Source organism: Nisaea sediminum (assembly GCF_014904705.1).
Taxonomy (GTDB): Bacteria; Pseudomonadota; Alphaproteobacteria; order Thalassobaculales; family Thalassobaculaceae; genus Nisaea; species Nisaea sediminum.
The window spans coordinates 53,759-78,979 of record NZ_JACZCQ010000009.1; the positions used below are offsets into that span (position 1 = coordinate 53,759).

26 protein-coding genes are annotated in these 25,221 nt (G+C 61.3%); 15 read left to right on the forward strand and 11 right to left on the reverse strand.

What is annotated here, in order from left to right; translation table 11 throughout:
* The first annotated feature begins 16 nt into the window (after positions 1-16).
* Positions 17-505, forward strand: a complete 489-nt coding sequence (locus IG122_RS18175; protein WP_226893729.1) for a MarR family winged helix-turn-helix transcriptional regulator — start codon at positions 17-19, stop codon at positions 503-505.
* Positions 506-516: 11 nt separating this feature from the next.
* On the opposite strand, the gene IG122_RS18180 is transcribed toward IG122_RS18175, so the two are convergent.
* Positions 517-1,443, reverse strand: coding sequence for an AraC family transcriptional regulator (locus IG122_RS18180; protein ID WP_193187035.1), 927 nt, complete (start codon positions 1,441-1,443; stop codon positions 517-519).
* A 126-nt stretch (positions 1,444-1,569) separates the two neighbouring features.
* Between IG122_RS18180 and IG122_RS18185 the strand changes: the two genes are divergently transcribed.
* Complete coding sequence (locus IG122_RS18185) at positions 1,570-2,520, forward strand: quinone oxidoreductase family protein (protein WP_193187038.1); 951 nt, start codon at positions 1,570-1,572, stop codon at positions 2,518-2,520.
* 26 nt (positions 2,521-2,546) lie between these two features.
* Here the strand turns inward: IG122_RS18185 and IG122_RS18190 are convergent, their stop codons facing one another.
* From IG122_RS18190 to IG122_RS18200, 3 genes are all read right to left on the reverse strand, one after another.
* On the reverse strand, positions 2,547-3,146 hold the full coding sequence (locus IG122_RS18190; RefSeq protein WP_193187042.1) for a PAS domain-containing protein: 600 nt from the start codon (positions 3,144-3,146) through the stop codon (positions 2,547-2,549).
* Between the two features lie 215 nt (positions 3,147-3,361).
* Complete coding sequence (locus IG122_RS18195) at positions 3,362-3,820, reverse strand: sll1863 family stress response protein (protein ID WP_193187045.1); 459 nt, start codon at positions 3,818-3,820, stop codon at positions 3,362-3,364.
* A 39-nt stretch (positions 3,821-3,859) separates the two neighbouring features.
* Complete coding sequence (locus IG122_RS18200; protein ID WP_193187048.1) at positions 3,860-4,147, reverse strand: sll1863 family stress response protein; 288 nt, start codon at positions 4,145-4,147, stop codon at positions 3,860-3,862.
* A 343-nt stretch (positions 4,148-4,490) separates the two neighbouring features.
* Between IG122_RS18200 and IG122_RS18205 the strand changes: the two genes are divergently transcribed.
* Positions 4,491-5,114, forward strand: a complete 624-nt coding sequence (locus IG122_RS18205) for a DUF2799 domain-containing protein (protein ID WP_193187051.1) — start codon at positions 4,491-4,493, stop codon at positions 5,112-5,114.
* Positions 5,115-5,293: 179 nt separating this feature from the next.
* Complete coding sequence (locus IG122_RS18210; RefSeq protein ID WP_193187054.1) at positions 5,294-5,911, forward strand: hypothetical protein; 618 nt, start codon at positions 5,294-5,296, stop codon at positions 5,909-5,911.
* 52 nt (positions 5,912-5,963) lie between these two features.
* Here IG122_RS18210 and IG122_RS18215 read toward each other — a convergent pair whose 3' ends face one another.
* The 4 genes from IG122_RS18215 to htpG form a co-directional block, all read right to left on the reverse strand.
* Positions 5,964-6,950, reverse strand: a complete 987-nt coding sequence (locus IG122_RS18215; protein ID WP_193187057.1) for a phosphoribosylaminoimidazolesuccinocarboxamide synthase — start codon at positions 6,948-6,950, stop codon at positions 5,964-5,966.
* A gap of 135 nt (positions 6,951-7,085) precedes the next feature.
* The gene (locus tag IG122_RS18220; protein WP_193187060.1) at positions 7,086-8,183 is read right to left on the reverse strand and encodes a beta family protein; all 1,098 of its coding nucleotides are present in this window, start codon (positions 8,181-8,183) and stop codon (positions 7,086-7,088) included.
* Positions 8,184-8,185: 2 nt separating this feature from the next.
* Positions 8,186-9,463 carry an XRE family transcriptional regulator gene (locus tag IG122_RS18225; protein ID WP_193187063.1) on the reverse strand — a complete coding sequence of 426 codons (1,278 nt, stop codon included), beginning with the start codon at positions 9,461-9,463 and terminating at the stop codon, positions 8,186-8,188.
* A 123-nt stretch (positions 9,464-9,586) separates the two neighbouring features.
* Positions 9,587-11,470: a molecular chaperone HtpG gene (gene htpG / locus IG122_RS18230; protein WP_193187066.1), complete on the reverse strand. Its 1,884-nt coding sequence runs from the start codon at positions 11,468-11,470 to the stop codon at positions 9,587-9,589.
* 128 nt (positions 11,471-11,598) lie between these two features.
* Here htpG and IG122_RS18235 point away from each other — a divergent pair, with 128 nt between their 5' ends.
* The 7 genes from IG122_RS18235 (at position 11,599) to IG122_RS18265 (ending at position 18,426) form a co-directional block, all read left to right on the forward strand.
* A complete protein-coding gene (locus tag IG122_RS18235) occupies positions 11,599-14,286 on the forward strand; it encodes a helicase-related protein (RefSeq protein WP_193187068.1) in 2,688 nt (895 codons plus the stop codon).
* Positions 14,283-14,681, forward strand: coding sequence for an RNA-binding S4 domain-containing protein (locus IG122_RS18240; protein WP_193187071.1), 399 nt, complete (start codon positions 14,283-14,285; stop codon positions 14,679-14,681). Before IG122_RS18235 ends, IG122_RS18240 begins: the two co-directional genes overlap by 4 nt.
* 87 nt (positions 14,682-14,768) lie before the next feature.
* Entirely contained in the window at positions 14,769-15,233 is a 465-nt protein-coding gene (locus IG122_RS18245) for a tellurite resistance TerB family protein (protein WP_193187075.1), read from the forward strand.
* Positions 15,234-15,285: 52 nt separating this feature from the next.
* The gene (gene fdxA, locus IG122_RS18250; RefSeq protein WP_193187078.1) at positions 15,286-15,624 is read left to right on the forward strand and encodes a ferredoxin FdxA; all 339 of its coding nucleotides are present in this window, start codon (positions 15,286-15,288) and stop codon (positions 15,622-15,624) included.
* 277 nt (positions 15,625-15,901) lie between these two features.
* Positions 15,902-16,399 carry a CarD family transcriptional regulator gene (locus IG122_RS18255; protein ID WP_193187080.1) on the forward strand — a complete coding sequence of 166 codons (498 nt, stop codon included), beginning with the start codon at positions 15,902-15,904 and terminating at the stop codon, positions 16,397-16,399.
* A 143-nt stretch (positions 16,400-16,542) separates the two neighbouring features.
* Positions 16,543-17,394, forward strand: coding sequence for a hypothetical protein (locus IG122_RS18260; RefSeq protein ID WP_226893730.1), 852 nt, complete (start codon positions 16,543-16,545; stop codon positions 17,392-17,394).
* Positions 17,395-17,541: 147 nt separating this feature from the next.
* Positions 17,542-18,426: an RNA polymerase factor sigma-32 gene (locus IG122_RS18265; protein ID WP_193187083.1), complete on the forward strand. Its 885-nt coding sequence runs from the start codon at positions 17,542-17,544 to the stop codon at positions 18,424-18,426.
* A 5-nt stretch (positions 18,427-18,431) separates the two neighbouring features.
* Here IG122_RS18265 and IG122_RS18270 read toward each other — a convergent pair whose 3' ends face one another.
* Both IG122_RS18270 and IG122_RS18275 read right to left on the reverse strand, forming a co-directional pair.
* Positions 18,432-19,943: a M48 family metalloprotease gene (locus IG122_RS18270; protein ID WP_319024925.1), complete on the reverse strand. Its 1,512-nt coding sequence runs from the start codon at positions 19,941-19,943 to the stop codon at positions 18,432-18,434.
* Positions 19,944-19,997: 54 nt separating this feature from the next.
* The gene (locus IG122_RS18275; RefSeq protein WP_193187090.1) at positions 19,998-20,813 is read right to left on the reverse strand and encodes a thermonuclease family protein; all 816 of its coding nucleotides are present in this window, start codon (positions 20,811-20,813) and stop codon (positions 19,998-20,000) included.
* A gap of 110 nt (positions 20,814-20,923) precedes the next feature.
* On the opposite strand from IG122_RS18275, the gene pip reads away from it, so the two are divergent.
* Positions 20,924-21,898 carry a prolyl aminopeptidase gene (gene pip, locus IG122_RS18280; protein WP_193187092.1) on the forward strand — a complete coding sequence of 325 codons (975 nt, stop codon included), beginning with the start codon at positions 20,924-20,926 and terminating at the stop codon, positions 21,896-21,898.
* 53 nt (positions 21,899-21,951) lie between these two features.
* Positions 21,952-22,464 (forward strand): acyloxyacyl hydrolase, encoded by a 513-nt coding sequence (locus IG122_RS18285; RefSeq protein WP_319024927.1) that lies wholly within the window; start codon positions 21,952-21,954, stop codon positions 22,462-22,464.
* 15 nt (positions 22,465-22,479) lie between these two features.
* Here IG122_RS18285 and IG122_RS18290 read toward each other — a convergent pair whose 3' ends face one another.
* Positions 22,480-22,917, reverse strand: a complete 438-nt coding sequence (locus tag IG122_RS18290) for a hypothetical protein (RefSeq protein ID WP_193187095.1) — start codon at positions 22,915-22,917, stop codon at positions 22,480-22,482.
* A gap of 446 nt (positions 22,918-23,363) precedes the next feature.
* Between IG122_RS18290 and IG122_RS18300 the strand changes: the two genes are divergently transcribed.
* Together IG122_RS18300 and IG122_RS18305 are read left to right on the forward strand one after the other, a co-directional pair.
* A complete protein-coding gene (locus tag IG122_RS18300; protein ID WP_193187101.1) occupies positions 23,364-24,107 on the forward strand; it encodes an SDR family NAD(P)-dependent oxidoreductase in 744 nt (247 codons plus the stop codon).
* A 311-nt stretch (positions 24,108-24,418) separates the two neighbouring features.
* Positions 24,419-25,147, forward strand: coding sequence for a hypothetical protein (locus tag IG122_RS18305; RefSeq protein ID WP_193187104.1), 729 nt, complete (start codon positions 24,419-24,421; stop codon positions 25,145-25,147).
* Positions 25,148-25,221 lie beyond the last annotated feature (74 nt).

Genomic DNA, 25,221 nt, shown 5'->3' on the forward strand with positions numbered 1-25,221 from the left:
CGAATGTCAATTGCCGATGCCCCGAGAGACTGACGCCGAAACCGACATGCTCGATCTCGATCGTTTTCTGCCCTACCGGCTGGCGGTGATCGCGGCCCGTGTCAGCAAGGCGCTCTCGACGCTCTATGCCGAGCGCTTCGGGATCTCGATCCCGGAATGGCGGGTGATCGCCCATCTCGCCCGCTCGGAGCGGATCTCTGTCCGCGACATTCATGCCAGGGTCAATCTCGACAAGGTGAAGGTCAGCCGTGCGGTCAGCCGGCTGGAGGCTGCGGGACTGCTGCTGAAATCGAGCAATGCGGCAGACGCGAGACTGCTGGAGATATCGCTGAGCGACGCGGGCTGGGCCGTCTACCGCCAGATCGTCCCGCTCGCGACCGGCTTCGAGCGCGACCTAATGGGTGTGCTGGACGATGCCGACCACGAGGCGCTGGAGCGGATCTTCGGCAAGCTCAATGGCCAACTGGATCGAAGAGTGGCCACTGAGAGCTTGCCGGAAGGCTGACAGCTTCGCGGTCAAAGCGGCGCGATGCCTGCCGCCTCCCGGGCGTAGCGCCGCGGGGAGCAGCCCATTGTCCGCTTGAAGGCGGTGTTAAAGGCGTGCTCCGACATATAGCCGAGAGATGTGGCAATATCCGCGATCCTGTCACGGCTGTTGGAAAGCCGTTCGCCGGCGAGCATCATGCGCCAACGCGTCAGATAGGCGATCGGGGTTTCGCCGACCCTTGCACGGAACCGCTCCGCGAAGCTGGAGCGTGACATGCCGGCGTGCCGGGCAAGGCCCGGCAGGGTCCAGGGATGGGCCGGTTCCGCATGCATCGCGGCCAGCGCCGCGCTCAATTGTGGATCGGCAAGGGCGGCGAACCAGCCGATATCGTTCTCTGCCCCTTCTTTCAGGTAAAGGCGGAGCGCCTGCACGAGCATCATGTGTGACAGATGCTGGGCGACCAGCGAGGATCCCGGCCGGGCATCGCGCAGCTCCTCCATCATCAGTTCGATGGACCAGCGGAGCTTCGCCTGATCGTGCGACGTCTCGACCCGGATGAGCGGCGGAAGGGTGCGCAGCAGCACTTCGGCATGACGGCTGTTCACCTCGAACCGGCTGCCGACCAGATAGGTGTCGCCACCCTCGTTGCAGGTGACGACCTCGCCGCTCCGGTTCGGGTCGAGGATGTCGCTGGCCCGCATTGCAGGCACATCCGGACCGCTGCCGATAACCACCGTGCGGCCGCTCGGCAGCACAAAGCAGTCGCCCGCGGTCAATCGGATCGGTACGCCGTTGTCCTTCAGCGACAGCCAGCAACTTCCCTTTACGACCGCATAGCACTTGATGCGCCCGGCGAGATCGTCGAGCGCCAGGGCCCAGGTTCCACCGGCATCGAAACCGGCGGTGATGTAGCTGCGCGGCTTCAGGAGCGAAAGCACTTCCGAAAGAGGGTCCATGATCCGATTCCGGACTATTGCGAATAAATTACGGATTTCTACACATAGATCATCCGAGGTTCGATGGCTATGTCTTGTGCCGCGACGGTCCCGGACCGGGACCCGGTCAACATGCGGAGCAGGAAGATGAAAGCAGTAATCGTGAAGTCGTTCGGCGAGACGCCGGAATGCGGCGACTTTCGCAGCCCGGAACCCGGCGAGGGCGAGATCATGGTGACGGTCGGGGCCGCGCCGCTCAGCCCGATCGTGAAAGCGCTGGCCGCAGGAAAACATTATGCGGGCGGCCAGACGGCGGGCTTTGTGCCGGGGGTCGACGGGGTCGGCACGGATCCGGACGGCCGGCGAGTGTATTTTCTCTTTCCGAAGGCGCCTTTCGGCTCGATGGCTGAAAGGACGGTCGTCCCGAGCCGGATGACGGTGCCGGTGCCCGAGGAGATCCCGGACGATCGCGCGGCGGCCATCGCTACCGCCGGGCTGGCGTCCTGGATCGCGCTGACGCGGCGCGCGAAATTGCGTCCGGGCGAGACCGTTCTCGTGACGGGAGCGAACGGCGCTGCCGGGCGCATGGCTTTGCAGGTCGCACGGCATCTGGGTGCCGCACGGACCATCGGACTTGTGCGTACCTCCGGCAAGCTGGCCGGGCTCGATGCGGACGAGACGATTGCCCTCGACGGGGATGCGGGCGAGGCCCTGCGCACGGTCTTCGACCGCGGTGTCGACATCGTGCTCGATTTTGTCTGGGGCGATCCCGCGAGCCGCGTTCTGGCGGCCGCCGCGGGCAATCGCGGCTCGGCCGCAGGCGAACCGCGATTGCGCTATGTCCAGCTCGGAACGGCAGCCGGTGCGGAGATCCCGCTGCGCGGCGACTGGCTGCGCAGCTCGGGGCTGGAACTGATCGGTAGCGGGATCGGCAGCGTATCCGTGGCGGAGCTTCTGGAGGGGGCGGGCGAGCTGTTGTCGGCATCGCCCGCTGCCGGCTTCAATCCGCCCTTCACCGGCATGCCGATCGATCGGGTCGCGGACGCCTGGAACGGCGACCCAAGCGTCCGGTACATCATCCGGCCAAATCACTCGTAAAGAGGGGCGGCGCCCGCGGATCCGAACTAGAACGCCGGCGGATTGGTGCCGGGCGCGCGCGGGCGCCATTCGCCGGGGATCTGGCCGACGAGAAGCCGCGAGATCGCTCCTGTCTCGTCGACAAGCGGCAGGATCAGACGGCTCCAGCTCGCGGTCTGCGATTCGGGCCGGGGATAGTGGGTGGAGAGCAGCGGCCGGCGTGCTTCGGTCACGGCTTGATAGGTCGCGAGGAAGAAATTGACGATATACTCGGCGTCGCCGAAATCGCGGACTGTCTTGCCGGTGACGTCGCGCCCGAAGCGTTCCGCGATCAGGCTGCCATAGAGCCGGTAGCGAAAGTCCGCGCCGCCGTCGAGCACGTCGAGCAGCATCACGTAGCCGAGGATGAAGCGCAATTCGGTCGGGTCGATCGCTTTCCAGAACGCGGCAGGAGCGCCGTTGGCCTTGGTCTGCCAGTAGTCGCAGAGTTGCCCCAGCCGTCCGTCCTCGAAATGCCCAGGTGCAGGGTCCCAGGCGAGATCCGGCGGATAGGCACCGTTGCGAAGAAAAACCATGCTCAGATCGGCGATGCGGTCCTCGAGCAGGGCGGATTTCATCTCGGCGGCGATCTGGAAACAGGAACTCAATAAAGGTCTTCCCGCGGCAATACCTTTTCATCGAACCGATGCCGCGAACCATCTTCCGGAGAGATCGGAGAGGGTTCGGCAACCGGATACGGTCTAAATATATCTACTAAAAAAGCGTGAATTTGACGAGGCGCAAATATTTTCGTCTCGATCTTGTATGTCGAAGACAGGAAAATGCGCCGCTCAGAACAGTGAGCGGCGCATTCCCGAAATATTTACTGCGTGATGTTTTTGTCGGCGGAATCCCAAGTCTCCGAGAAGGAGTCCCAGGCAGCCGCGAAATCGGCCTTCAACTCATCCCAGGCATCGGCGGTGCTGTCCTTCAGCGCCTCGTAGCGGTCACCGAGTTCCGCTCGCGCCGCCTGCAGCTTTGCGAGGCCTTTCTCGGCCGAAGCGCGCGCGTCCTCGCTCATCTCCGACCAGTTCTCGCGCATGGCCTTGCCGTAGCGGTCAATCTCGGCGTCGAGCTTATTCATCGCTTCCTCGGCCTCGGCGACCGCCTGCTTGCGCTCCTGCGCGGTATATTTGGCGATCGCATCCATCGACTCGGAGATCTCCGTGCGGACCTCCTTGGCGGTGACGAAGGGAGCCGTCTCCGACGCCATGGCCGGGGCCGCGCCGGCGGTCAGCGCGGCGGCGAGGGCGGTCATGCAAAGGGTGTTGCGGATATTCATCTTCGGTCTCCTCGGTTGTTAACGGGGACTGATTACGGGTTACTGGTACCGGGTCCGGGCGCTGTCGAAGGCTGAGGCGATGTCGTCCCAGGCCTTCTCGAAGCCGGACCTCACGTCCTCCCAGGCCCGGTCGCTCGCATCGCGCAGTTCCTTCAGCCGGGTTTCGGCCTTGTCGCGCTCTCGGCGCATTGCGTCGACCTGGCGCCGGTAATTAATCTTCGCGTCGGCCTCGGCCTCCTCGGCCCTGGCCTTCATCTGTTCGATTTCGGCATCCCACTGCGCGATCCGCGCGCGGGCTTTCTGGATGTACAGATCCTTGTCTGCCATATCGCACCTCCTGCCATGACAACGCGCGACGGCGCGGATGGTTCCGGCGAAAGGTTCACCGAGTGCTTTTGAGATGCGGAGCTTCGGAGAGAGGCGGCTATGCCGTCTATTCTCCTAATTCGTGTCCTTGAGCCGCCGGCCGATGCCGGAAGGGTGAGGGGGCGGGAGCCTCCGGGCGCAATATGTGTCACTGAAACTAGGGACTTAGGCGTGTCATTTTCCGCGCCGATATGCTTGGCTTCTCTCGAAACGGTTGCTGCGGCCTGTCCCCGGAGCGGCAGTCGGTCAGGGCGCGATCGGAAGGCGCGTCGGCAGTGCGATTTCAACTTATGGATTTTTCAGCATGCGTTCAGCGAAAACCATTGTCCTTATGTTCTGTGGCCTCATCCTCGCTGGCTGCAGCTCTCTTTCCAAAGAGGAATGCCGCCTTGGCGACTGGAATGCCATCGGGTTCGCCGATGGTTCGAAAGGCAAGGGCAGCAAGAGGATCGCAGATCACCGCAAATCCTGCGCCGAGTACGGGATCAGTCCGAACCTGGATGCCTATCTTGCGGGCCGGGAGCGCGGTCTGGATCACTATTGCGCCCCCTCCAACGGGTACCAGGCGGGATTGCGGGACGACGATTACGACGGCGTCTGCCGGGCACGGGACGAGGCGGCATTCCTCGCCGCCTACAATGCCGGCCTCGCGGTCCATGAGGTGAAGGACAAGATCGACGATCTGGAATACCAGATCCGCAAGAAGCGGCGCGAAGTCGAGGAGGTGGACAAGGCCCTCGATCTGGCGCGCAGCCGCAAGATCGCCTCGGCCGCGGACGGCGAGGCGGTCCGCAACGAGCTCCTGACCCTCGGCGTCCAGTCGGAACGCCTGAACGGGGAAAAGCGCGTTCTGGAGAAAGAGCTCGAACTGCTGGAAAACGAACTCGCCCGGCTTCTGGAGCGCCACCGCAGCGGCCTGTACAGCTAGTCCGCAATCGGGCGGCGATAAGTTACGTCAACCCGGCCGCAGAGCCGGGACCTTATAGAAGGGGCACTCGTTCCAAATGTCCCGGGTCAGGCCTGGGATGACCGGAACGGTTCGCGCGTTGACGGTTCAAGATCGCGCAAGAAAATCACGGGCTTAGAAAAATAAGAAAATGACGTCGATTGAGGGAATATCAGCTGCGTGATAAAAATTTAATCAAAAATCCTGCTGTTTTATTCGTGCTGTGCCCGTCGGTTTGTCTGCCGGCGGCGAAAATATTGGAGGGAACCATGAGTATTAAAGTCATTGCAGTGTCATTGGTCGCGCTCACTATGGTCGGAGCCTGTCAGACTACCCCAGAGGGCGGAAAATCAGGCCAGTACCAAGCAGGTGCGTCCTCAACGAAGTTGAGCGGACTGCCTGCCAATGTGCCACTTCCTGGCGATCTCATCGTCGGGGTGCCCGCGGAGGCTATGAATCCGGAAATAGCGCGATGGTATGGCGCGTGGGCGGGTAAGTGGGGCGGCCAGTTGGATAGCGTCGTGATTGTCGAGCAACTGGATGCCGACGGAACAGGTCAGGTCGTTTACGCGTGGGCCGACCACATCCCGTGGAACATTACCAGGGGGTGGACGCGTGAACAGGCCACCATCGAAGGCGATACCATGACGCTGGACCGGTTTCAGAATGGGGCTCAGGCATCGTTCAAATTTCGCGGAGACGGTGCTCTCGGCGGCCTTTACGAGCGCTCAGGAAGATCCGGATCATACGCGACCTTCACGCGAAAAGACTCCGAATAAGACACTAGGGGAAAGAAGCGGCGGAGCGCGCGAGATTGCGCCGCGGTCCCGGTCAGAAATATTCCGGCAGCGCCGCGGCCAGCGCGGTGCGGATCCGCTCTCGTACCGGAACCGCAGGATCCGGCTTCTCGAAGGTGAGACCGGTCACCTTCTCGTAGAGCGAGACATACTTGTCGCTGAAGGCGAGCAGGGTCTCGGCCGGGATTTCCGGGATCGGGTCCTTGTAGGGATCGCACCTGGTGGCGATCCAGAGCCGCAGGAACTCCTTGTCGAGGCTCTCCGGCTCCTCGCCGGCGTCGAACCGCTGCTGGTAGCTTTCGGCGATCCAGTAGCGGCTGGAATCCGGCGTGTGGATCTCGTCGGCGATGGTGATCGTGCCGTCCCTGTCGATGCCGAACTCGTACTTGGTGTCGACGAGGATCAGCCCGCGCTTCGCCGCCAGTTCCTGCCCGCGGGCGAAGAGCGCGAGGCTCTTCTCCGCCAATTCGCGCCACTGGTCGTTGGTCACGAGGTCCGAGGCAAGGATCTCCGCCTCCGTGATCGGCGCGTCATGCCCGCCATCCACCGGCTTCGTCGTCGGCGTGATGATGGTCTTCGCGAGCTTCTGGTTCTTCCGCATGCCGTCCGGGAAGGGATGGCCGTAGATCACCCGCTCGCCGCGATTGTACATCGTCCAGGCGCTGGTGCTGGTGGAGCCGGTGAGATAGGCGCGGACCACGATCTCGATCGGCACCATGTCGAGATCCTTCACCAGCACGACATTCGGGTCCGGGTAGGAGATCACCTGGTTCGGGCAGATGTCGCTCGTATGGTCGAACCAGTAGCGCGCCGTCTGGGTCAGCACCTGGCCCTTATAGGGCACGGCGGCCAGCACCTGGTCGAAGGCGGACTGCCGGTCGGTCGCGATCAGCAGGCGCCGCCCGTCCGGCAGCTTGTAGGCATCCCGCACCTTGCCCCGGACGAAGCCCGGCAGTTCGGGAAATTCCGCGTCGGTGAGGCAATTGTCTAGAAGCTGCGAGGAAGCGGGTAGCGGCGCCATGGGGCGAGGTCCTGTGTGCGGTGAATTGTGTGCGGCGGCACGATAGCGGCTTTGCGCGCGGGTGCAATGGTGAGCTTTGGGGATATAGGGACCCGATTGAGTGATTAGGTCCCTACGCCGTTTCGCCTTTATTTGTTAGGCATCAAACATTTCGACTTGATGTGGTTCGGCCACAAAATCGCTATCTATTACTGTCGAGCCCACAATTTCTCCTAAGTCTTTCACCACCTTCGTAATGTGATGGTTCATGTTCCATTCGCGCCACACCGAAGGATTTCCCGGCCCTATCAATCTTCTTGCTAAGCAATCGATTTGGCTGTCCGCTTTTGAGAAGGTCGGTCCATCGAAGTAGTCGCTATTCACGATAGTCCGGCAGACCTTGCCCATAAGCTCATTGTCAGAGCCCGAGATATCGCCACAAACCACGACAGTGTTTCTTGCAGTCGTGTACCTCAGGTGCCGGATCGCCCGCCCACCGCCTTTTTTTCGCGGAAACTTCAAGGTTGCGCAATCAGCTCCAAAATCGCCGTATCCAATTCGACTAATTGGGACATCACAGTCTTTAAAAGCTTCGCTAAACACCGCCCATTCGTGTCGCGGAACAAAGACCTCTTGATTTGGTACGCCCGGGTTTCTCTCGGGGAAATTTGAGCCTTGAAGCACGATGCGATGCCAAGGGCCGATGCTGTTGGTCAAGTCGAGGGCGCCTTGGACGGCTTCCGTAGCTAGTTCAGGTTCGAGTGGCGCGCCAGTAAAATCCAGGAAAACAACGCATTCTGAATGAAGAAGTTCAGCTTCAAGCATCGCTCGGTTTAACGCGTTCTCGTCTATTTCGTCGAACTGAAGCCGAATTGAAGATTTAACGCTGCCATCACTCCTTATGCCTTTCCATACAGGAGACGCAATTTTTTCCGCATCAATAACTGGGGTTATCTGCTTGTTTCGTTTTTGCGCCAGACTGAACAAACGCTTTATGCCAATGGCACCAAGATCAGATTCCAAAAATCTAGCATCGAGGAAGGCAGATCCCTTGGGCCAGAAACGCCCAACTCGTTCGCCTGTTATATATGCAATTTCATCGCTAGTTGGCGCTCTGTCTAGCTCAGGGTCATGTTCGGTCAGGGATGGAATTACAAAGCGAGGTTGAATTTTCGAGCGGACAACCTGAGATAAGCTCATCAGGGCATTGCACTCACCCAATTTGAATCTTAAGCACGGGCTATACGGAAGCATGGTCACGTTTCTCCTTTGTCCATATTGAACAGTTTGCGTACTTTCCCACTCCCGATGTGCTTCGCGAAAATATTATACTTATTTCGCTCTTTTCTTATTCGTCCAAATACAATGGCCGGATGTATCCCGATTTCATTTGCAAATCGAGCAATAGCTTTCTCATTTTGAGATATGCGAATCGGAGATCTTTTCCATTTTTCCTCCGATATCAGTATGTTCGAGGCAAATAGGTCTGCTTCCTTCTCTATGTTGTCGATCGACTCGGCTTCAGATTGGTCAAAGAAACCGACTGATAGACCTGAGCGATAATGAAGGACGACGTGCCCCACTTCGTGCAATAGCGTAAACCAAAAATTATCAATAGAATCTCGTCTTAGTGTCATCCCAATTATTGGATTTCCGTCATCCAAAAAGGCAGCTCCGTCGATCTTTAGTCCAGGTATCTGAGGCTCGACGATCAGCGAAATCCCATTTTCCTCAAGGAGTTTCTCTGCACGCAACGGGCCATCTTCGTGCTGACTAAGAGATGGAAGCTGCTTTAACCAATCTATTTTAGCTGGATCGTATTTCTGCTTTCTTCTACTCGCTACGTCGCGACCTCGGTTCACAACTCTGGCGCGCCATGCGTGCATTAGAATGTCGTCACTCATATCGACAACATTTAGACCAGTTCGGAGCAGCGTAGGGCTCCCAAACTCTATGCGGTTACCTGCGATAAATTCACGCCAAACGGAAACGTCGTCTTTCTGAGCAAACCAACCGTGTTTTTTCCCATGACTTAGAATTTTTTTTATCGATGGTTTAGACACATCGTCGACTACGAGGTCGCGACCAAGCACTGCATTAATTTCAGCCTTGAGGTTAACTCCTAGAACGCTAGCTACTGTTTGGCATCTCTTAATGCTTGCACTGGCATATCGCTCCGACTCGTAGCGTTGAATCTGTTGCGCCTTCAATCCCAACCGCCAAGCTAGTTCTTTTTGCGACAACCCCTTCGCAACTCTAGCAACTATCAACGTTAGTCCGATGTCATTGCCTGCACGTGCCGCAAGGCCTTCGTAGTTTCCGTTCTCTTTTGCCGTCAAATAAGCGTTGATCGACTCCCTCAATTCATCGCGTTCAATTCGTATTGCGGCTGCAACTTGTCGAGTTACCTCAGGCGGTAAACCCTCAAGCGTTTGTTTGAGCGCGGCTTCAGAGGATAGCGAGCGATTCAACTCGGTAATTCGAGCCTTAGCTTCCCGTAGATCTACTTCATTTAGTATGCATTTTTCGCTCATGATACCAGATATGATACACAACAAAAATGTTGTGTCAAGCAATCCGCCATATAGCGCATAGTAAAAAACGACCGGTCACTGACCGGTCGTTGTTCGTTGATCCTCGTCTTTTTAGCTATGGGCTCAAACCGCCATCCCGCGCTCCATCGCCATCGCCAGCCGCCGGGCGAACGCCTTCGGGTCCGGAACGGCCTCGCCTTCCATGATGCGGGCCTGGTCGAGCAGGAGGTAGGCCGCGTCTTCCAGTTCCTGGCCGGTCTTGCCCGCCTTCACGCGCTTTGCCAGGGTCTTGATCACCGCGTGCTTGGCGTTGATCTCCAGCACCCGCGGGGTGGCCTTCTCAAGCTGCTTGTGCTGGCGCAAGAGGCGCTCGAGATTGATGTCCATGTCGCCCTCGTCCGCGATCAGGCAGACCGGGCTGTCGGTCAGGCGCTTGGACTCCCGGACGTCCTTGACCGTGTCGCCGAGCGCGAGCTTCAGGGAGGCGATCAACGGCGCGATCTCGGCGCTGGCGGCAGCCGCCTCAGGCTCGTCCTCGGACTTGTCGTCGACATTGGTGCCAGCCACTTTCTCGAGGTCGGCTGCCCCTCTGGTTATAGACTTGAACGGCTTGCCCTCATAGCCGCCGAACATCGCCTGGATCCAGAAATCGTCGATCGGATCGGAGAGCAGCAGGACCTCGACGCCCTTGGCCTTGAAGCCTTCGAGATGCGGCGAGTTCAAGAGCGCCTCGGGGCTCTCGCCGATGATGTAGTAGATGGCCTCCTGGCCCTCCTTCATCCGCTCGGCATAGTCCTTGAGGCTGACGAGCGTGTCGCTCTCGGTGGTCCTGAAGCGGACGAGGGAGAGCAGGGCCTCCTTGTGCTCGCCGCTATCGGAATAGAGCCCTTCCTTCATCACCGGGCCGAAGGCGTCCCAGAACTTCGCGTATTCCTCCGGCTCCTTCTCCGCCTTCTTCTGAAGCTCGGAGAGCACGCGCTTGGTGACGGCGGAGGAGATCTTCTGCAGCACCGGATTGCGCTGCAGGAGCTCGCGGCTGACATTGAGCGGCAGATCCTCGCAATCGATCACGCCGCGCAGGAAGCGCAGGTATTCCGGGACCAGTCCCTCGCAATCGTCGGTGATGAAGACCCGCTTCACATAGAGCTTCACCCGGTTCTTGCGGTCCGGATGGAAGAGGTCGAACGGCCGCTCGGTCGGCACGTAGAGCAGCGCGTTGTATTCGATCACGCCCTCGGCCTTCCAGTGCAGGGTCAGCCAGGGATCGTCGAACGCGTGCGCCGCGTGGTGGTAGAACTCCTTGTACTGCTCGTCGCTGATCTCGCTCTTCGAACGGGTCCAGAGCGCGGAGGCCTCGTTCAGCGGCTTCTCTTCCTCGCCCGAGATGAAGAGGATCGGCACCGGGATATGGTCGGAATAGCGCTTCACGATGTGCTGCAGGCGCGGCTCCTCGAGGAACTCGAGGGCGTCGTCCTTCAGATGCATCGTGATGATGGTGCCGCGATTGGCCTTCTCGGCATCCGCGATGGTGTATTCGCCGAGCCCGTCGGAGGTCCAGAGATGGGCCTTCTCCTCGCCGGCGCGGCGGGTCAGCACCTCGACCTTGTCGGCGATCATGAAGGCGGAATAGAAGCCGACGCCGAACTGCCCGATCAGGCTGGCGTCCTTCTTCTCGTCGCCCGAGAGGTTGGAGACGAAGGCCTCGGTGCCGGAGCGCGCGATGGTGCCGAGATTGTCGGCCAGTTCCTCGGCGCTCATGCCGATGCCGTTGTCGGAGAGGGTGAGGGTCTTCGCCTCCTTGTCGGCGGCGATCTTGATCTTGAATTCGCCGTCGCCCGTGGTCAGATCCGGCTTGGTCAGCGCGAGATAGCGCAGCTTGTCGCAAGCATCGGAAGCGTTGGAGATCAGTTCGCGCAGGAAGACTTCGCGCTCGCTGTAGAGCGAATTGGCGACGATCTTGAGGAGCTTGCTGACCTCGGCCTGGAACGTCCGCTTTTCCGCAGTCATTTTCGCGATCACCTCTTGCTTAAATTGGGATCAATGTGATTGATGAGGCCTCATATGTGGGAAGTTGGAATTAATCGCAAGTCCCGCGCCGCCCCCATTTTGATCGAGGGCCAGTCCGAAACCTTCCCATGAGCAGTTCGACGCAAGAAGGCCGCATCACCGCGATGCTGGGCCCGACCAACACCGGCAAGACCTATTTCGCCATCGAGCGGATGCTCGGCCATGCGACCGGCATGATCGGCTTCCCGCTGCGCCTGCTCGCGCGCGAGAACTACGACCGGATCGTCGCGCTGAAGGGCAAGCAGGCGGTGGCGCTGATCACCGGCGAGGAGAAGATCCTGCCGCCGAGGGCGCGCTATTTCGTCTGCACGGTGGAATCCATGCCGACGGACCGGTTCGTCGATTTCCTCGCGGTGGACGAGATCCAGCTCTGCGGCGACCGCGAGCGCGGCCATGTCTTCACCGACCGGCTGCTGCACGCGCGCGGCCGGCAGGAGACCATGTTCCTCGGCTCCGACATCATCCGCCCGCTGATCAAAAAGCTGGTGCCGAAGGCGGAGATCGTCGGACGGGCGCGGCTCTCGCGCCTGACCTATACCGGTCCGCGCAAGCTGACCCGGCTGCCGCGGCGTTCCGCCATCGTCGCCTTCTCCGCGGCCGACGTCTATGTCCTGGCGGAGATCGTCCGGCGCCAGCGCGGCGGCGCCGCCGTGGTGCTCGGCGCGCTCTCGCCGCGTGCCCGCAATGCGCAGGTGGCGATGTACCAGGAGGGCGAGGTCGACTACCTGATCGCGACCGACGCCATCGGCATGGGGCTGAACATGGATGTCGACCATGTCGCCTTCGCCGAGGACATGAAGTTCGACGGCCGCGCGCCGCGCCGCCTGACGCCGCCGGAGATGGCGCAGATCGCCGGCCGCGCCGGGCGGCACATGAATGACGGCACCTTCGGGGTGACGGCGGACTGCCCGCCGCTGGACGAGGAGATGGTGGAGGCGCTGGAGAATCACAGCTTCGATCCGCTGCGCCATGTCTACTGGCGCAACAGCCGGCTCTCCTTCGGCAGCCTCGGGCTGCTGCGGCGCTCGCTCGAGACCCACAGCCAGGAACCGCACGTGATCCGCAAGCGGGACGCGGAGGACCAGCAGGCGCTGGAGGCGATGGCGCGGATCGAGGCGGTGCAGGACCGGGCGACCTCGCCGGACCGGGTGAGGCTGCTCTGGGACATCTGCCAGATCCCGGATTTCCGCAAGACCATGAGCGAGTCGCACGCCCAGCTGCTCTCGAAGATCTTCTTCGATCTGACCGACGGGCCGGAGCGGCTGGCGACCGACTGGGTGGCGAACCAGGTGAAGCGCCACGACCGTACGGACGGCGATATCGACACGCTGGTAAACCGTATCGCACATATCCGCACTTGGACGTATATTACGCACCGGGGAGATTGGGTGTCCGACCCCGCGCACTGGCAGGCCCAGACGCGGGCGGTCGAAGACCGCCTTTCGGATGCTCTGCATGACAAGCTCACCCAGCGGTTCGTCGACAAGCGCGCGGCATTGTTCATGCGCAAGTTGAAGGACGGCGGGACCTTGTCTGCGGCCGTGAAATCCGACAGTACGGTGGTCGTGGAGGGCCATGCTGTCGGTCACATGGAAGGATTGAGATTCGTGCCTGATGTAGTTGATAGCGCCAATGCGAAGCCGGTTCTGACGGCGGCGCGCAAAGTCCTGCCGGAGGAACTCGCCCGGCGGACCGGTCAGATCGAGGCGGCGGACAATGCGGCCTTCTCGATCGGGCCGAAAGGCTCGGTGATCTGGCTCGGTGCGGAAATCGCCCAGCTCGAGGCCGGCGCCGACATCCTCTCGCCGCAGATCCGCGTTGCGAACGAGGAACTGCTAGACGGAGAGATGCGCAAGCGGATCGAAGCCCGCCTGCGTGCCTGGCTGTCCGGTGAATTCGAGGAGCGGCTGGGGGGACTGACGGCGATCAAGGCCGCGGAGCTCGAAGGCGCCGCCCGGGGGATCGCCTACCAGGTTCTGGAAGGCGTCGGCGGGGTTTCCGCCGACAAGGTGTCCTCGCTGCGCCGCGATCTCGACGACGAGCAACGCAAGTCGCTCGCCCGCCTCGGCATCCGCTTCGGCACCGAGACCGTGTTCCTGCCGGTGCTGCTGAAGCCCAAGGCTGTCGAATTCCGCGCCATGCTCTGGAGCGTCCATTCCGGCCAGTTCCCGGAAGGCGGACCGCCGCCGGCCGGCCGCGTCATGGTGACCCGGTCGGAGGATGCGAGCGACGAGTTCTATCTCGCCATCGGCTACAAGCGCGTCGGCGGCCATGCGGTGCGTGCCGACATGCTGGAGCGGGTCGCCCAGATGGTCCGTCAGGCCGCCCGCGAGGGGGCCTTCGCGATCTCGGCCGACATGCTTTCGCTGGCCGGGGTCGGTCACGAGGCGATGGCGGAGATCCTGACCGATCTTGGCTACCGCCGCGGCGAGGATGTCGAGGGCGAGCCCCGCTTCATCGCCCGCCGCCGCGAGCCGAAGCGCCGCCCCGAAGGTGAAAAGCGGCCGGAAGGCGAGAAGAGGCCGGAGCGCAATCGGCAGAACGGCAAGCCGCGGCAGCAGGCCGGCGACGGCGAGAAGGGCGAGCGCAAGGGGCGTCCGAACGGTGGGCCCAAGGACGGTCCGCGCGGGCCGAAGCGCAAGGACGGCGGTCCGAGGGGGCCGAAAGGCCCGAAGGTCATCAGCTCGAACGGTCCGGCGATGCGGCCCGAGGATTCGCCCTTCGCGGTGCTGCAGCAGCTCAAACTGGCGAAATGACGGAAGCCGGGACCCAGCGTCTCGACAAGTGGCTCTGGTGCGCCCGGTTCTTCAAGAGCCGGGGGCTCGCCAACAAGTTGCTCGGCGCCGGGCGGCTTCGGCTCTCCGGCAAGACCGTCACCAAGGCGCACCAGCTGGTGCGCGGGGGCGACGTGCTGACCTTTCCCCAGGGCCCACATATCCGAGTGGTGAAGGTGCTCTTCCTCGCCGAACGCCGCGGCCCGGCGCCGGAAGCGCAATTGCTCTACGAGGATCTGGCGCCGATCCAACCCTCCGGACCGAAGGAAGACGCGCCGCCGGAGGTGTCGAAGGCCGCGCGGCGGGAGCCCGGAAGCGGCCGTCCGACGAAACGGGAGCGCCGGAAGACCGATCAGCTCCGTTCGCCCGACGAGTAGCGCGGGCAGAGGGGACACAAGCGAAAGCTTGTCAAAGCCGCCAGAGGGCTTAGATAGGGGGCATCCCACTCTTCCCCTGGAATATCCATGCTTGGTTCCCTGAAGCTCTTTTTTGACAAGTTCGGCGCCGATGGCGCGGGCGATGCCGCCAAATTCGACGGTGTCGCCGAGGCGGTCGCCACCCTTCTGGTGAAGGCGGCGTCCCTCGACGGCGAATTCGGCGCCGACGAGCGCCGGACGATTGAGGCTCTGCTGAGCCGGCGGTTCGCGCTCTCTGAATCGCAAGTCCGCCGTCTGATCGAAGACGCCCATGCGGAAATGGAGCAAAGCGTCGATTTCTACAGCTACACGCGGGTGATTCGGGACGAGTTCGATCATGACAAACGCGTCGAATTGATGGAAATGCTCTGGGAAGTCGGTTATGCGGATGGCGTCCTGCACGATCACGAGGCCAGCCTGATGCGCCGTGTTACGGGGCTGATTTATGTCTCGGATCAGGAAAGCGGTGCTGCGCGCAAACGTGTCATGCAGAAACTCGGGCTTGCCGAATAACCCGTTTTTCATTAACGAGACCGTCGAGTTTTGCCGGGCATGGAGTCTTTTGATGACGTACATCGTCAACGATCTCTGCATTAAGTGTAAGTACACCGACTGCGTCGAAGTGTGCCCAGTGGACTGTTTCTATGAAGGCGAGAACATGCTCGTCATTCATCCCGACGAATGCATCGACTGCGGTGTGTGCGAGCCGGAATGCCCGGCCGAGGCGATCCTCCCGGATACCGAGCCGGAAGCGGAAAAGTGGATCGAGTTCAATCGGCAATATTCCGAGCAATGGCCGAACATCACCCGCAAGATCGACGCCATGCCGGACGCGGACGATTTCCAGAAAGTCGAAGGCAAATTCGACAAGTTTTTCTCCCCTGCTCCGGGCAAGGGCGATTAACCTCAGGATTTCGCGCATTTGTCATAAAATTGTAAGCCATGCGCCCTGCGGGGGCGGGCCATGCGCCCGCGGACTCCCAATTCGGTGAATTTTGTGATAATGTGCGGGAATTCGGTGGGGCAAAACGTCTCGCCTCGCCGCCGTATCCGAGAAGGTTTCGGACCATAGTCGAGCGGTATCCGCGAAGGCGGGCGATGGCCCGCTTTTTTGGCGCCCGCCGATAGCCTTCCGCGCTTGATGCGAGCCCGTGGTCCAGACAAGTGAGAGAGACCGACGAATGACAAAAAAAGTGGAGTTCAAGGCTGGGGATTTCGTGGTCTATCCGACCCATGGCGTCGGTAAGATCATTGGCACCGAAACCCAGCAAATCGCAGGGACTGAACTTGATCTGCTGGTGATTACTTTCGAGCAAGACCGCATGACTCTGCGGATTCCGGTGGGGAAAGCCAACAATTCCGGTCTGCGCCGCCTCAGCACCCGCAAGCAGATGGATGCTGCGATCACCAAGCTGAAAGGCCGTGCGCGGGTGCGCCGGACCATGTGGTCCCGCCGTGCCCAGGAATATGAGGCGAAGATCAATTCCGGCGACCCGGTGTCCATTGCCGAAGTTGTCCGCGACCTGCGTCGCAATACCGGCCAGGCGGACCAGTCCTACAGCGAACGGCAGATGTATCAGGCCGCGCTCGACCGTCTGGCGCGTGAGTTTGCCGCGATCGAGAAGATCGACGAGGACGCGGCGACGGACCGGCTCGAGAAGATCATGGCGGCTGCCTGATCCCGGCATTCTGCCCAAACGGGTATTTCATGTTTGCAGGCGGCGCCATCGGCGCCGCCTGTTTCGTTTCGAGGAACCTAGGGTCAACTTCGACCGTTGGCGTCCGGCGCGTGAATTGCTATCTGGAGGAGAGGAGCAAAGCGATGTCAGACGCGGCAAAATCAGAGACCGGCCAGCCGAGCCTTCCGCTCGCGACGGATGCCCGCTTCGCCATTCTGCGCAAATGCACGCGTGTCTGGGCGGTGGCCTCCATCCATGGAGATGCGGAGCGGCTCGCGGCCCTGCACGCTGCCATGAGCGAGCGTTTCGAGCCGGGCGACAAAATCGTCTATCTCGGAAATTATTACGGCCACGGCGGGGCGATCATCGAAACGGTCGATGAGCTGCTCCGGTTCCGGCGCCTTGTTTTGGCCCAGCCGCCCTTCACCCATCCCGACGATATCGTGTTCCTGCGCGGGCGCCAGGAGGAGATGTGGCGCAAGATGCTGCAGCTCCAGTTCGCCGGCGATTGCGACGAAATTCTTGACTGGATGCTGAAGCGCGGCGCCGCGGCGACCCTCGAGGCCTATGGCGGCCAGGAGCAGCAGGCACGCGCCGCGATTCCCGAGGGGCTGCTCGCCGTCAGCCGTTGGACCGGCCAGTTGCGTCAGGCCATCCGTGCGCATCCCGGGCACAACGAGTTCATGGCCGGATTCCGCCGGGCCGCCTATACGGAGGACGGTGGTCTGCTGTTCGTCAGCACCGGTCTGGATCCGGCCCGTCCGCTCACCGATCAGGAAGACGGGTTCTGGTGGAACAGCCAGGGATTTGCGGATCTCTCGGACACCGGCTACGGAGGGTTTGCCAAGGTCGTGCGCGGCTTCGATTCGGCGCATGAGGGCATCGTCGAGACTCCGTCGACGCTCAGCCTCGACGGAGGAGCCGGCTTCGACGGCATGCTGAACGCCGCCTGCCTGACCCGGGGCGGGGCAATCGTCGACCGGATCGGCGTCTGAACCCGCTGTCCGTTACACACAACCGTATGCGCTCTCGCGTTTGTGATCCGATAAGAGTCGCCAAAAGACTGCGGCAGTGATCCGATTTCCACCGGGGAACGTAAAGCATTGTGAGTTTGCTCACCGGTGCGGTGTGGAGGTGGAGCCATGGCACATATCGACGATCCCGAAACCCGGCGCGCCAACGTCAGCTATATCAAGTCCAGCATGAACGAGCCGCTTCTCGAACGGGAAGAGGAGCTTGAGCTCGCGCGCGCATGGCGCGAGGAGGGCTGTGAAAAATCTCTCCACCTTCTGGTTCGCTCTTACACGCGCCTCGTGGTGAGCTCCGCCTCGAAATACCGGAACTACGGTCTGCCGATAGGCGATCTGATCCAGGAAGGCAATGTCGGCCTCATGCAGGCCGCCGCGCGGTTCGAGCCGGAACGGGAAGTGCGGTTCTCCACCTATGCCAGCTGGTGGATCCGGTCGGCGATCCAGGACTACGTGCTGCGCAACTGGTCGATCGTCCGGACCGGTACGACCGCCGCCCAGAAATCCCTGTTCTTTAACCTCCGGCGTCTCAGGGCCAAGATCCAGCAGGCATCGGACGAACTGACCCTCGACGAGCAGCGTCAGCGCGTGGCGGAGGAACTCGGCGTCGGCCTCAAGGATGTCGAGGCGATGGAGCAGCGGATGTCGGCATCCGATCAGTCTCTCAACGCGCCGATCGGCGAGAGCGGCGAGGATGAATGGCTGGAGCTGCTTTCCGACGAACGTCCGACGCCGGAAGATATCGTGACAGGAATGCGGGATGCCGAGACCCGGTCCAAATGGCTCAAGGAAGCGCTCTGCGAGCTCAGCCCGCGGGAACAGACCATCATCCAGCGCCGGCGCCTGGTCGAGGATGGTGCGACGCTGGAAGAGCTCGGTGTGGTGCTCGGTGTCAGCAAGGAGCGCGTCCGCCAGCTCGAGCATCGCGCGATGCTCAAGCTGAAACAGCACATCAGCCGGAACGTCGACCGGAGTTCGGACCTCTATACCGACGTCTGAGTCCGTTACCGCGGCCCAACCGTCTTCACGCGTCCGCCCGGGGGCGGCAGCCCTTCGGTCTTCAGTCCGTTCATGACCCTGAAGAAGCGGACTTCGTAGCCCCGATGAGGAACGCCGGAGGCGAGGGAAGGTTCGGTATCGCCCCGGTCCACCGTCACGACCTTGATCTCGAGCGGACGCGCCGAGGCCCGCTCCTCGTCCGTCAGCGGCCGGAAGCTATAGGTGGTCCGGCGCAGGTCCTCGCTCAGAGCATTGGTCTTCTGACGCGGGATCAGGAACTGCATCCGGTAGACCGTACTCGGATCGTAACGTATCGCGACGAGACGGAGGACGAAGGTTTCATTGTTCCGCGCTGTTACGGGCAGCCATGCGGTCGCCGCTTCCATGCCGTTCACATTGATGGTTTCGAGATCCCGCACCTGATGACCCTGCGCCCAGCGTGAGCTCAGATAGTCGGCGGGATGCAGGCCATCGCTCTGTTGCGCCTTGTCGAAGACGAAACGGGTTCCGGCCTGATCGGCCGCGAGAACCTGCGTCGGCTTGTTGAAGAGGCGGAAACCCGGCGGGACCTCGAAGCGGAAATTCAGATCCTTGTGCAGGAACTCCCGGCCTCTGATCAGGCCTTCCTTGGGATCGCTTCCGAACATCATGCCGTCGATGCGGTCGAGAAAGGCATCCTTGTTGACGGTCGGGGAGGCGATACGCTGCACGCTCGCCGCGGCGAGCGCCTGCCTTACCCGGTCGACCGTTCGCGGGTGGGTCGCGAGCAGGTCCATGGCATCGGGGTCCCGGTCCGAGCCTGCGATTTCCGCCTGCAGACGGCTCGCATCGCCCATCTTTGCGAGGAAACTCGCCATCGCGCCGGTATCGTACCCGGCGCGGCTGAGATAGCGGACGCCGAGCATGTCGGCCTGGAATTCCTGATCGCGGGAATAACCCTTGAGGTAGAGATTGGCGCCCTGGCTCGCGATGTCGGCGACAGCGCGGCTGTCCGCCAGGATCCCGAGCAGGGTGGCGCCGATATTCGTCGCCACGGCGCGGCTGTAGCGTTCCGCGCTATGCCGCGCGGTGACGTGCCCGATCTCGTGCGCGATCACGCCGGCAAGCTCGGCCTCGTTCTCGGCGAGCGCGATCAGTCCGCGGGTGACATAGACATAGCCGCCGGGCAGGGCAAAGGCGTTCACATCGGGCGTATTGAGAACGGTGAAATGGAAATCGAGGTTCGGCATCTCCGACGTGGCCGCGAGCTTCTTGCCGATCCGGGTCACATAGGCGGAGAGATCCGCATCCTCCTGATAGGCCCCGCCGAACTCCTCCTTGATCTTCGGGTCCTGTTCCCGTCCGACGCGCAGCTCGTCTTCCGGCGACATGAAGGCGGTGAAGCTCTGCTCGCCGGTAGCCGGGTTCGTGCTGCAACCCGAAAGCAGGGGAGCACTGACGAGCGCGACCATAAGCAGACCCGCGAGGGACCTGGTGCCAGAGATTCTTGCACGAATGACCTCGATCGCCGCCGCCACGATATTTCTCCCGAAAGTGCCCGCCATTTCATCGACCTTAGAGCGCGATGTTGGTCATTCTGGCAAGAGTTCAAGCTGTTCGGGGTGCGTAACCTCGATCAGGGGACCGTTTTCCGGTTTGACCCAGCCGCGGCCCCGCACGGTGCGGCCGGTGAAAGCCAGCGGGTCGATGCCGGCTTTGGAAAAGAGCCCCAGAGCCCGCTTTCCGATCTTGAAGGTGAAGTCGGTCCGCCAGTTCGGGCCGAAATTGAGATAGACGATGTTGCGCACCCTGGCCGCATCGACCACGCGCCCCTCGACGATCTGGAAACTGTCGATATCGCTCCAGGTCTCCGACGGGTTCCGGATCCTGTAATAGGGGAGGTCCCAGATACCGCGCTTCTGGCCCCGGGCCAGACGTTCGAGGGCCAGCATTTCGGGGATCAGCGCGCGATTGTCATGGAAGCTGTAGACTCGCGCCAGTCCTTCTTCCAGTAGCGTGCCCTGTATCCAGGTTCCGTCCTGCAAAGTCAGATGCGCCAGATAGCGCCGATAGCGATCCTCGCGCTGTCCGCCGAAATGCAGTGCGAGGCGCTGTCCTTGCACCAGCCGCAGAAGCGCGTCCCGCGACTCTTCCGCGAGCGGCCATTTCTCGAATCCGGGGCGGCCGAGCGGAAGCTTGGGAGCCTGGATGCCGACGAGGCGAACCTGATTTCCGGTCGCGAGCACAAGCGTGTCGCCATCGACGATCTCGACCGTCTCCTGATCTTCGAGGCTTGCCGGAGGGCCGCTTTCCGGCAGCCGCACCGGCTCCGCGGAGCTCTGTCCAGCCCCGAGCAAAAGAAACAGAAAACCCATGATAAGGCAGGGCGCGTGGCGGATTGGTGTCATGCCCTATCGGATCACGGCGCCCCGGATCCTCTCAAGTGATGTTTCTCGCCGGCTTTCCGCTCGGGGGTGACGGCGGGTCCGCCAGAGGATATGGATGACGGAAATTCCGGATGAAAGCTGGCGCAGGAGATACCGTGTCCGAGAGAGTACTGTTCCCAAGCACCGCTGCGAGGCGCAGCGGTAATCTTGAGGTCGATCCTCCGCACCGGATCTATTGGGAGCTGATCGGCAACCCGGACGGTATTCCGGTGGTCTTCCTGCATGGAGGCCCGGGTTCCGGTATTTCAGAGGCGCACCGCCGCTTTTTCGACCCCGACCGGTTCAACGTTCTGCTGTTCGACCAGCGCGGGACAGGACGTTCTACGCCCGTGGCGGAACTGAACGGCAATACCACGCAGGATCTGGTGGCCGACATCGAGCGTCTGAGGGAGCATCTCGGGATAGAGACCTGGATCGTTTTCGGCGGCTCCTGGGGCAGCACACTTGCACTGGCTTATGGAGAGGCGCATCCGGAACGATGCCTCGGCTTTGTGCTGCGCGGGATCTTTCTCGGAACCGACCCCGAGATCGACTGGTTCCTCCATGGCATGGGAACTTTCTTCCCGGAGGCGAAGCGCCGGTTCGAGCAGTTCCTGCCGGAAACGGAGCGCGACGATCTGCTCGGCAGCTATCACGCGCGGCTGGTCGCGGCGGACCCTGCGATTCATCAGCCGGCTGCCGAAGTCTGGGCCGGCTACGAAGCCGCCTGCTCCGCACTCTTGCCCTTGCCGGCGCTCGCCGCCGGCGAACCCGGGCGGGCATTGTCGCTGGCACGTCTCGAAGCGCATTATTTCCGCAACCGGATATTTCTTGAACCGGGACAGTTGCTCCGGGACCTCGGGCGAATCGCGCATCTGCCGGCGATCATTGTTCAGGGGCGTTACGACGTGATCTGCCCGATCGCGACGGCGGAGATGCTTGCGCACGCCTGGCCGGGATCCGAATTCGATATCGTCCCGGATGCGGGACATTCCGCGATGGAGCCAGGGATCGCCCGGAGCCTCGTTGCCGCGATGGAACGGATCCGGACGACGATCCGGACTTGAAGCGTCGGCGTCGGCGGCTATCATGCGCGCGGATTTGCCGAGGGGGGGGCATCGTGCGGAAGTTGTTGAAAGTCGCGATTGCGGCAATGTCGGTGATCGTTGCGTCTGGATCGACCCTTCGGGCCGAGGAGCCGGCATTCCTGTCGCTCGGAGCCGGTGTGTACGACCTGCTCGACAACGAGACGACGGCAGAGGCGCGTGCGGAGTACCGTTTTTCCGAAGAGCATAAGCTCTGGCTGTTCACGCCGTTTGTCGGGCTGATGGCGACGGCAGAGGGAGCGACCTACGGCTATGGCGGAATCGGGGTCGATATCTTCTTCGGCAAGCGCTGGGTCCTGACGCCCAACTTTGCGGTCGGTCTCTACGGCAACGGAGACGGCAAGGATCTAGGCTATCCAGTCGAATTCCGCTCCGGTCTCGAGCTTGCCTACCGGTTCGACGATTACTCGCGTCTCGGCCTGACCTTTCACCATATCTCGAACGCGAGTCTGGACGATCAGAATCCCGGAACCGAGTCGCTTATGCTGATGTACTCGATTCCGTTCGACAAAATCTTCAGCAACTAGGCGGCACCGGAGGCTTCAGGCTTCGAGGCCGAGTTCCTTGCACCAGGCGCGGAACCGAGGCAAGCCGTCCTCGTCGGTGGCATAGAGCACCGGGTCTCGGTATTCGAGGTCGGAGGCGTAGTCGACCGTTCCCACCGGCTTGTTCGTCGCCGGGTCGAGTTCGTTGCGGATCAGGATATCGGCGCGGAAACTGACTTCCCACCCGTCCGTGCCTTCCTTGATGAACGATCCCCTACGGATCTCGTGCACCACGGTCTGAAGCCGGTCGATCTTGGTTTCCGCCTTGACCAGTTCCTCGAAGGCCGGGTCGTAGAACAGAGCCTGATAGCCCATCAGCGCCATGGAGAACCGGTAACCGTCCGATTGCCGTGCATGAACGAGGTGCCCGACGGCATCTATGAAGTGGGGATCGGCAAGTTTCGGAAGATCCGAAGAAGTCCAACTGAATCCCATTATGTCCGTTCCGCGTGCTGTTGACTGTTTCCTTGCGTGAGGACAGGCATAACCTGTTCCGCGTTCAAAGAAAACGGAGCAAGAACCGTGCCGTCACTGTTCTGGTATCTTTTGCCGTGATCTGCTGGTATAATTAGATGGCATTTGTGACAAAAGCGTCGCTATACAGGAGGCATAATGCGTCCGTTCATCAGATCTCTCGGCCTCTTGGCCGTTCTTTTCGGCCTGTCCGGCTGTACGGCGAGCGTCGTCGCCGGCTCCGCTTGGGTTGCTACCGAAGCTTACGCGGACAAGACGCCATTCGACTATATGGCCGAGTTTTTCGAGCGCGATTGCGCCCATATGACAATCTACGATCAGCCACCGCGATGCCGCCGGTGAGGTCGCCGCTTTTCATCTGATCCGGTGTGCCGCTATCCTCTTCGAAAATCCAGGGAGGATTAACTATGTCGGCGACCGGCAAGACGGTTTTCATCAGCGGCTCGGGACGGAATATCGGACGCGCAATAGCGCTCAGGCTCGCGCGGAACGGGTTTGATATCGTCCTGAACGGCAGTCACGACCGGTCCGCCTGCGAAAGCGTTGCAAAAGAGGTCGAGGCGGCTGGACGGCAGGCCCTGATCGCAATGGGCGACGTCGGGAAGAGCGCCGATGTCCGCAAAATGGCCGCGGCCGCGCTGGAACGGTTCGGGCGCGTAGACGCGGTCGTGAACAACGCTGCGATCCGCCCGCAGAAGCCTCTGCTTGAGATGACGGACGAAGAGTGGGACCGGGTCATTTCCGTTGATCTCAACGCCGCTTTCTATCTCTCCCGCGCCTTCCTGCCTGGGATGGTCGAGGCCGGCTGGGGCCGGATCGTCAACATGGCCGGCATGAACGCCATTCACGGCTATGCGGGCCGTGCTCCGGTCTCCGCCGCCAAGCATGGTGTCTGGGGCCTGACAAAAGCCCTCGCGAAGGAGTTCGGTCCAAAGGGTGTTACCGCCAACGTTATTTCCCCCGGCCCGATCCGGCCCGACGAGTCCGATCACGAGCATGCTGAACATATCCGCTCGCAGCTCGGCCGCATTCCCGTCGGCCGTCTCGGAGAGGCGGACGATATTGCCGCGATGGTAGCGCTGCTCTGCAGTGATGAGGGCGGTTTCGTCTGCGGTCAGATGATCGCAGTGAACGGTGGAGCGGAAACTTGAAAAAGTTGCTTCAGCGTTCGGATTTTGCACTCAAAGATCGCGATCTTAAGCATGTTCGCAGTTTTTATTAAAAAACTCTAAACGAATCCGCGTCTGATTTAGCCGTAAACCGTGTATAGTTAAGAACCAAGCGGGTGCAATCCGGCCAAAAAAGAGTCAATGGCGGTACCCCGTTTTTCGGGGCGTGGCATCCTGATCCAGGCTGGCTTGGCACCCGCAAAGAAACGCTGTCGGCAGAATGCCGCTGATATGTGGACGGCGAGGCTGTGTATATCGGCAACGCCGTTAATTTTGAGACGGGGTTTTCGATAATGAATCAGTCAAGTTCGGCATTGGTCCCGCATTGCAGGCGCGTCTTTTCCCAGTACCTGGAGAACTTCGGGTACACGGTTGAAAGCGGTACGGATATGAACGCCTGGTGCGAGGTAATTCGCCGCCAGTCCAATCTCGTGAATCCTCAGTTCGAGCCGGAAAATCTGGATCAGTCGAACAGCCGTTTTGTGAACATAAGGAACGAGTCGGGCGATATGGCGTGCACGATCGCCTTCCGGTTCTTCGAAACGGACGATTTTCTCGAGCATTTCGAGGCCGGTCGTTTGTTCTACGATCATCCGGAGGCTCACGGCTGGGCACGACACCATTCTGGGCTGCGCGACAAGGTGCATCTGGATGGGAAGATCTGTTCGCGGGGCGGCCTGCACAGCTACGACCGGGGTAACAGCATCAGCTGGTACATCACCACGCTCGCCTATACCTACGCGATTGAAGCGGGGGCAAGTGCGACCGTCGGCAACACATTTCCGAAAATCACCGCAGCACAGCTGGCGCCGCGGCTCTATGGCTACCGCCATTCGCAGATGATGCACCCGCACAGTTTTCCCTTTACGTCCGGGGAAGTGTCGCTGGCGCTGGTCTGGATCACTGACGAGGAAATGCGCGAGGAAGTCCGCATGCGGACACAGTTCCTCGAAACCGCGCCGGCCATGGACATGCGGTCGACCGTCGACAGCTTCAACGGTGCGCTGATGGCGGCCGAGTAGCCGGTCGGAGAAATGTGCGGGCCCGTCGTTCCACCGGACTAAGGATGGATGGGCCCGGACGTTTCTGAACCGAT

Excerpts from the sequence above, each read along its gene's own strand:
- IG122_RS18175 (WP_226893729.1), top strand. The coding sequence starts at position 17 with ATGCCCCGAGAGACTGACGCCGAAACCGACATGCTCGATCTCGATCGT.
- IG122_RS18180 (WP_193187035.1), bottom strand. The coding sequence starts at position 1,443 with ATGGACCCTCTTTCGGAAGTGCTTTCGCTCCTGAAGCCGCGCAGCTAC.
- IG122_RS18185 (WP_193187038.1), top strand. The coding sequence starts at position 1,570 with ATGAAAGCAGTAATCGTGAAGTCGTTCGGCGAGACGCCGGAATGCGGC.
- IG122_RS18195 (WP_193187045.1), bottom strand. The coding sequence starts at position 3,820 with ATGAATATCCGCAACACCCTTTGCATGACCGCCCTCGCCGCCGCGCTG.
- IG122_RS18200 (WP_193187048.1), bottom strand. The coding sequence starts at position 4,147 with ATGGCAGACAAGGATCTGTACATCCAGAAAGCCCGCGCGCGGATCGCG.
- IG122_RS18205 (WP_193187051.1), top strand. The coding sequence starts at position 4,491 with ATGCGTTCAGCGAAAACCATTGTCCTTATGTTCTGTGGCCTCATCCTC.
- IG122_RS18215 (WP_193187057.1), bottom strand. The coding sequence starts at position 6,950 with ATGGCGCCGCTACCCGCTTCCTCGCAGCTTCTAGACAATTGCCTCACC.
- IG122_RS18220 (WP_193187060.1), bottom strand. The coding sequence starts at position 8,183 with ATGCTTCCGTATAGCCCGTGCTTAAGATTCAAATTGGGTGAGTGCAAT.
- IG122_RS18225 (WP_193187063.1), bottom strand. The coding sequence starts at position 9,463 with ATGAGCGAAAAATGCATACTAAATGAAGTAGATCTACGGGAAGCTAAG.
- htpG (WP_193187066.1), bottom strand. The coding sequence starts at position 11,470 with ATGACTGCGGAAAAGCGGACGTTCCAGGCCGAGGTCAGCAAGCTCCTC.
- IG122_RS18235 (WP_193187068.1), top strand. The coding sequence starts at position 11,599 with ATGAGCAGTTCGACGCAAGAAGGCCGCATCACCGCGATGCTGGGCCCG.
- IG122_RS18240 (WP_193187071.1), top strand. The coding sequence starts at position 14,283 with ATGACGGAAGCCGGGACCCAGCGTCTCGACAAGTGGCTCTGGTGCGCC.
- IG122_RS18245 (WP_193187075.1), top strand. The coding sequence starts at position 14,769 with ATGCTTGGTTCCCTGAAGCTCTTTTTTGACAAGTTCGGCGCCGATGGC.
- fdxA (WP_193187078.1), top strand. The coding sequence starts at position 15,286 with ATGACGTACATCGTCAACGATCTCTGCATTAAGTGTAAGTACACCGAC.
- IG122_RS18255 (WP_193187080.1), top strand. The coding sequence starts at position 15,902 with ATGACAAAAAAAGTGGAGTTCAAGGCTGGGGATTTCGTGGTCTATCCG.
- IG122_RS18260 (WP_226893730.1), top strand. The coding sequence starts at position 16,543 with ATGTCAGACGCGGCAAAATCAGAGACCGGCCAGCCGAGCCTTCCGCTC.
- IG122_RS18265 (WP_193187083.1), top strand. The coding sequence starts at position 17,542 with ATGGCACATATCGACGATCCCGAAACCCGGCGCGCCAACGTCAGCTAT.
- IG122_RS18275 (WP_193187090.1), bottom strand. The coding sequence starts at position 20,813 with ATGACACCAATCCGCCACGCGCCCTGCCTTATCATGGGTTTTCTGTTT.
- pip (WP_193187092.1), top strand. The coding sequence starts at position 20,924 with ATGAAAGCTGGCGCAGGAGATACCGTGTCCGAGAGAGTACTGTTCCCA.
- IG122_RS18290 (WP_193187095.1), bottom strand. The coding sequence starts at position 22,917 with ATGGGATTCAGTTGGACTTCTTCGGATCTTCCGAAACTTGCCGATCCC.
- IG122_RS18300 (WP_193187101.1), top strand. The coding sequence starts at position 23,364 with ATGTCGGCGACCGGCAAGACGGTTTTCATCAGCGGCTCGGGACGGAAT.
- IG122_RS18305 (WP_193187104.1), top strand. The coding sequence starts at position 24,419 with ATGAATCAGTCAAGTTCGGCATTGGTCCCGCATTGCAGGCGCGTCTTT.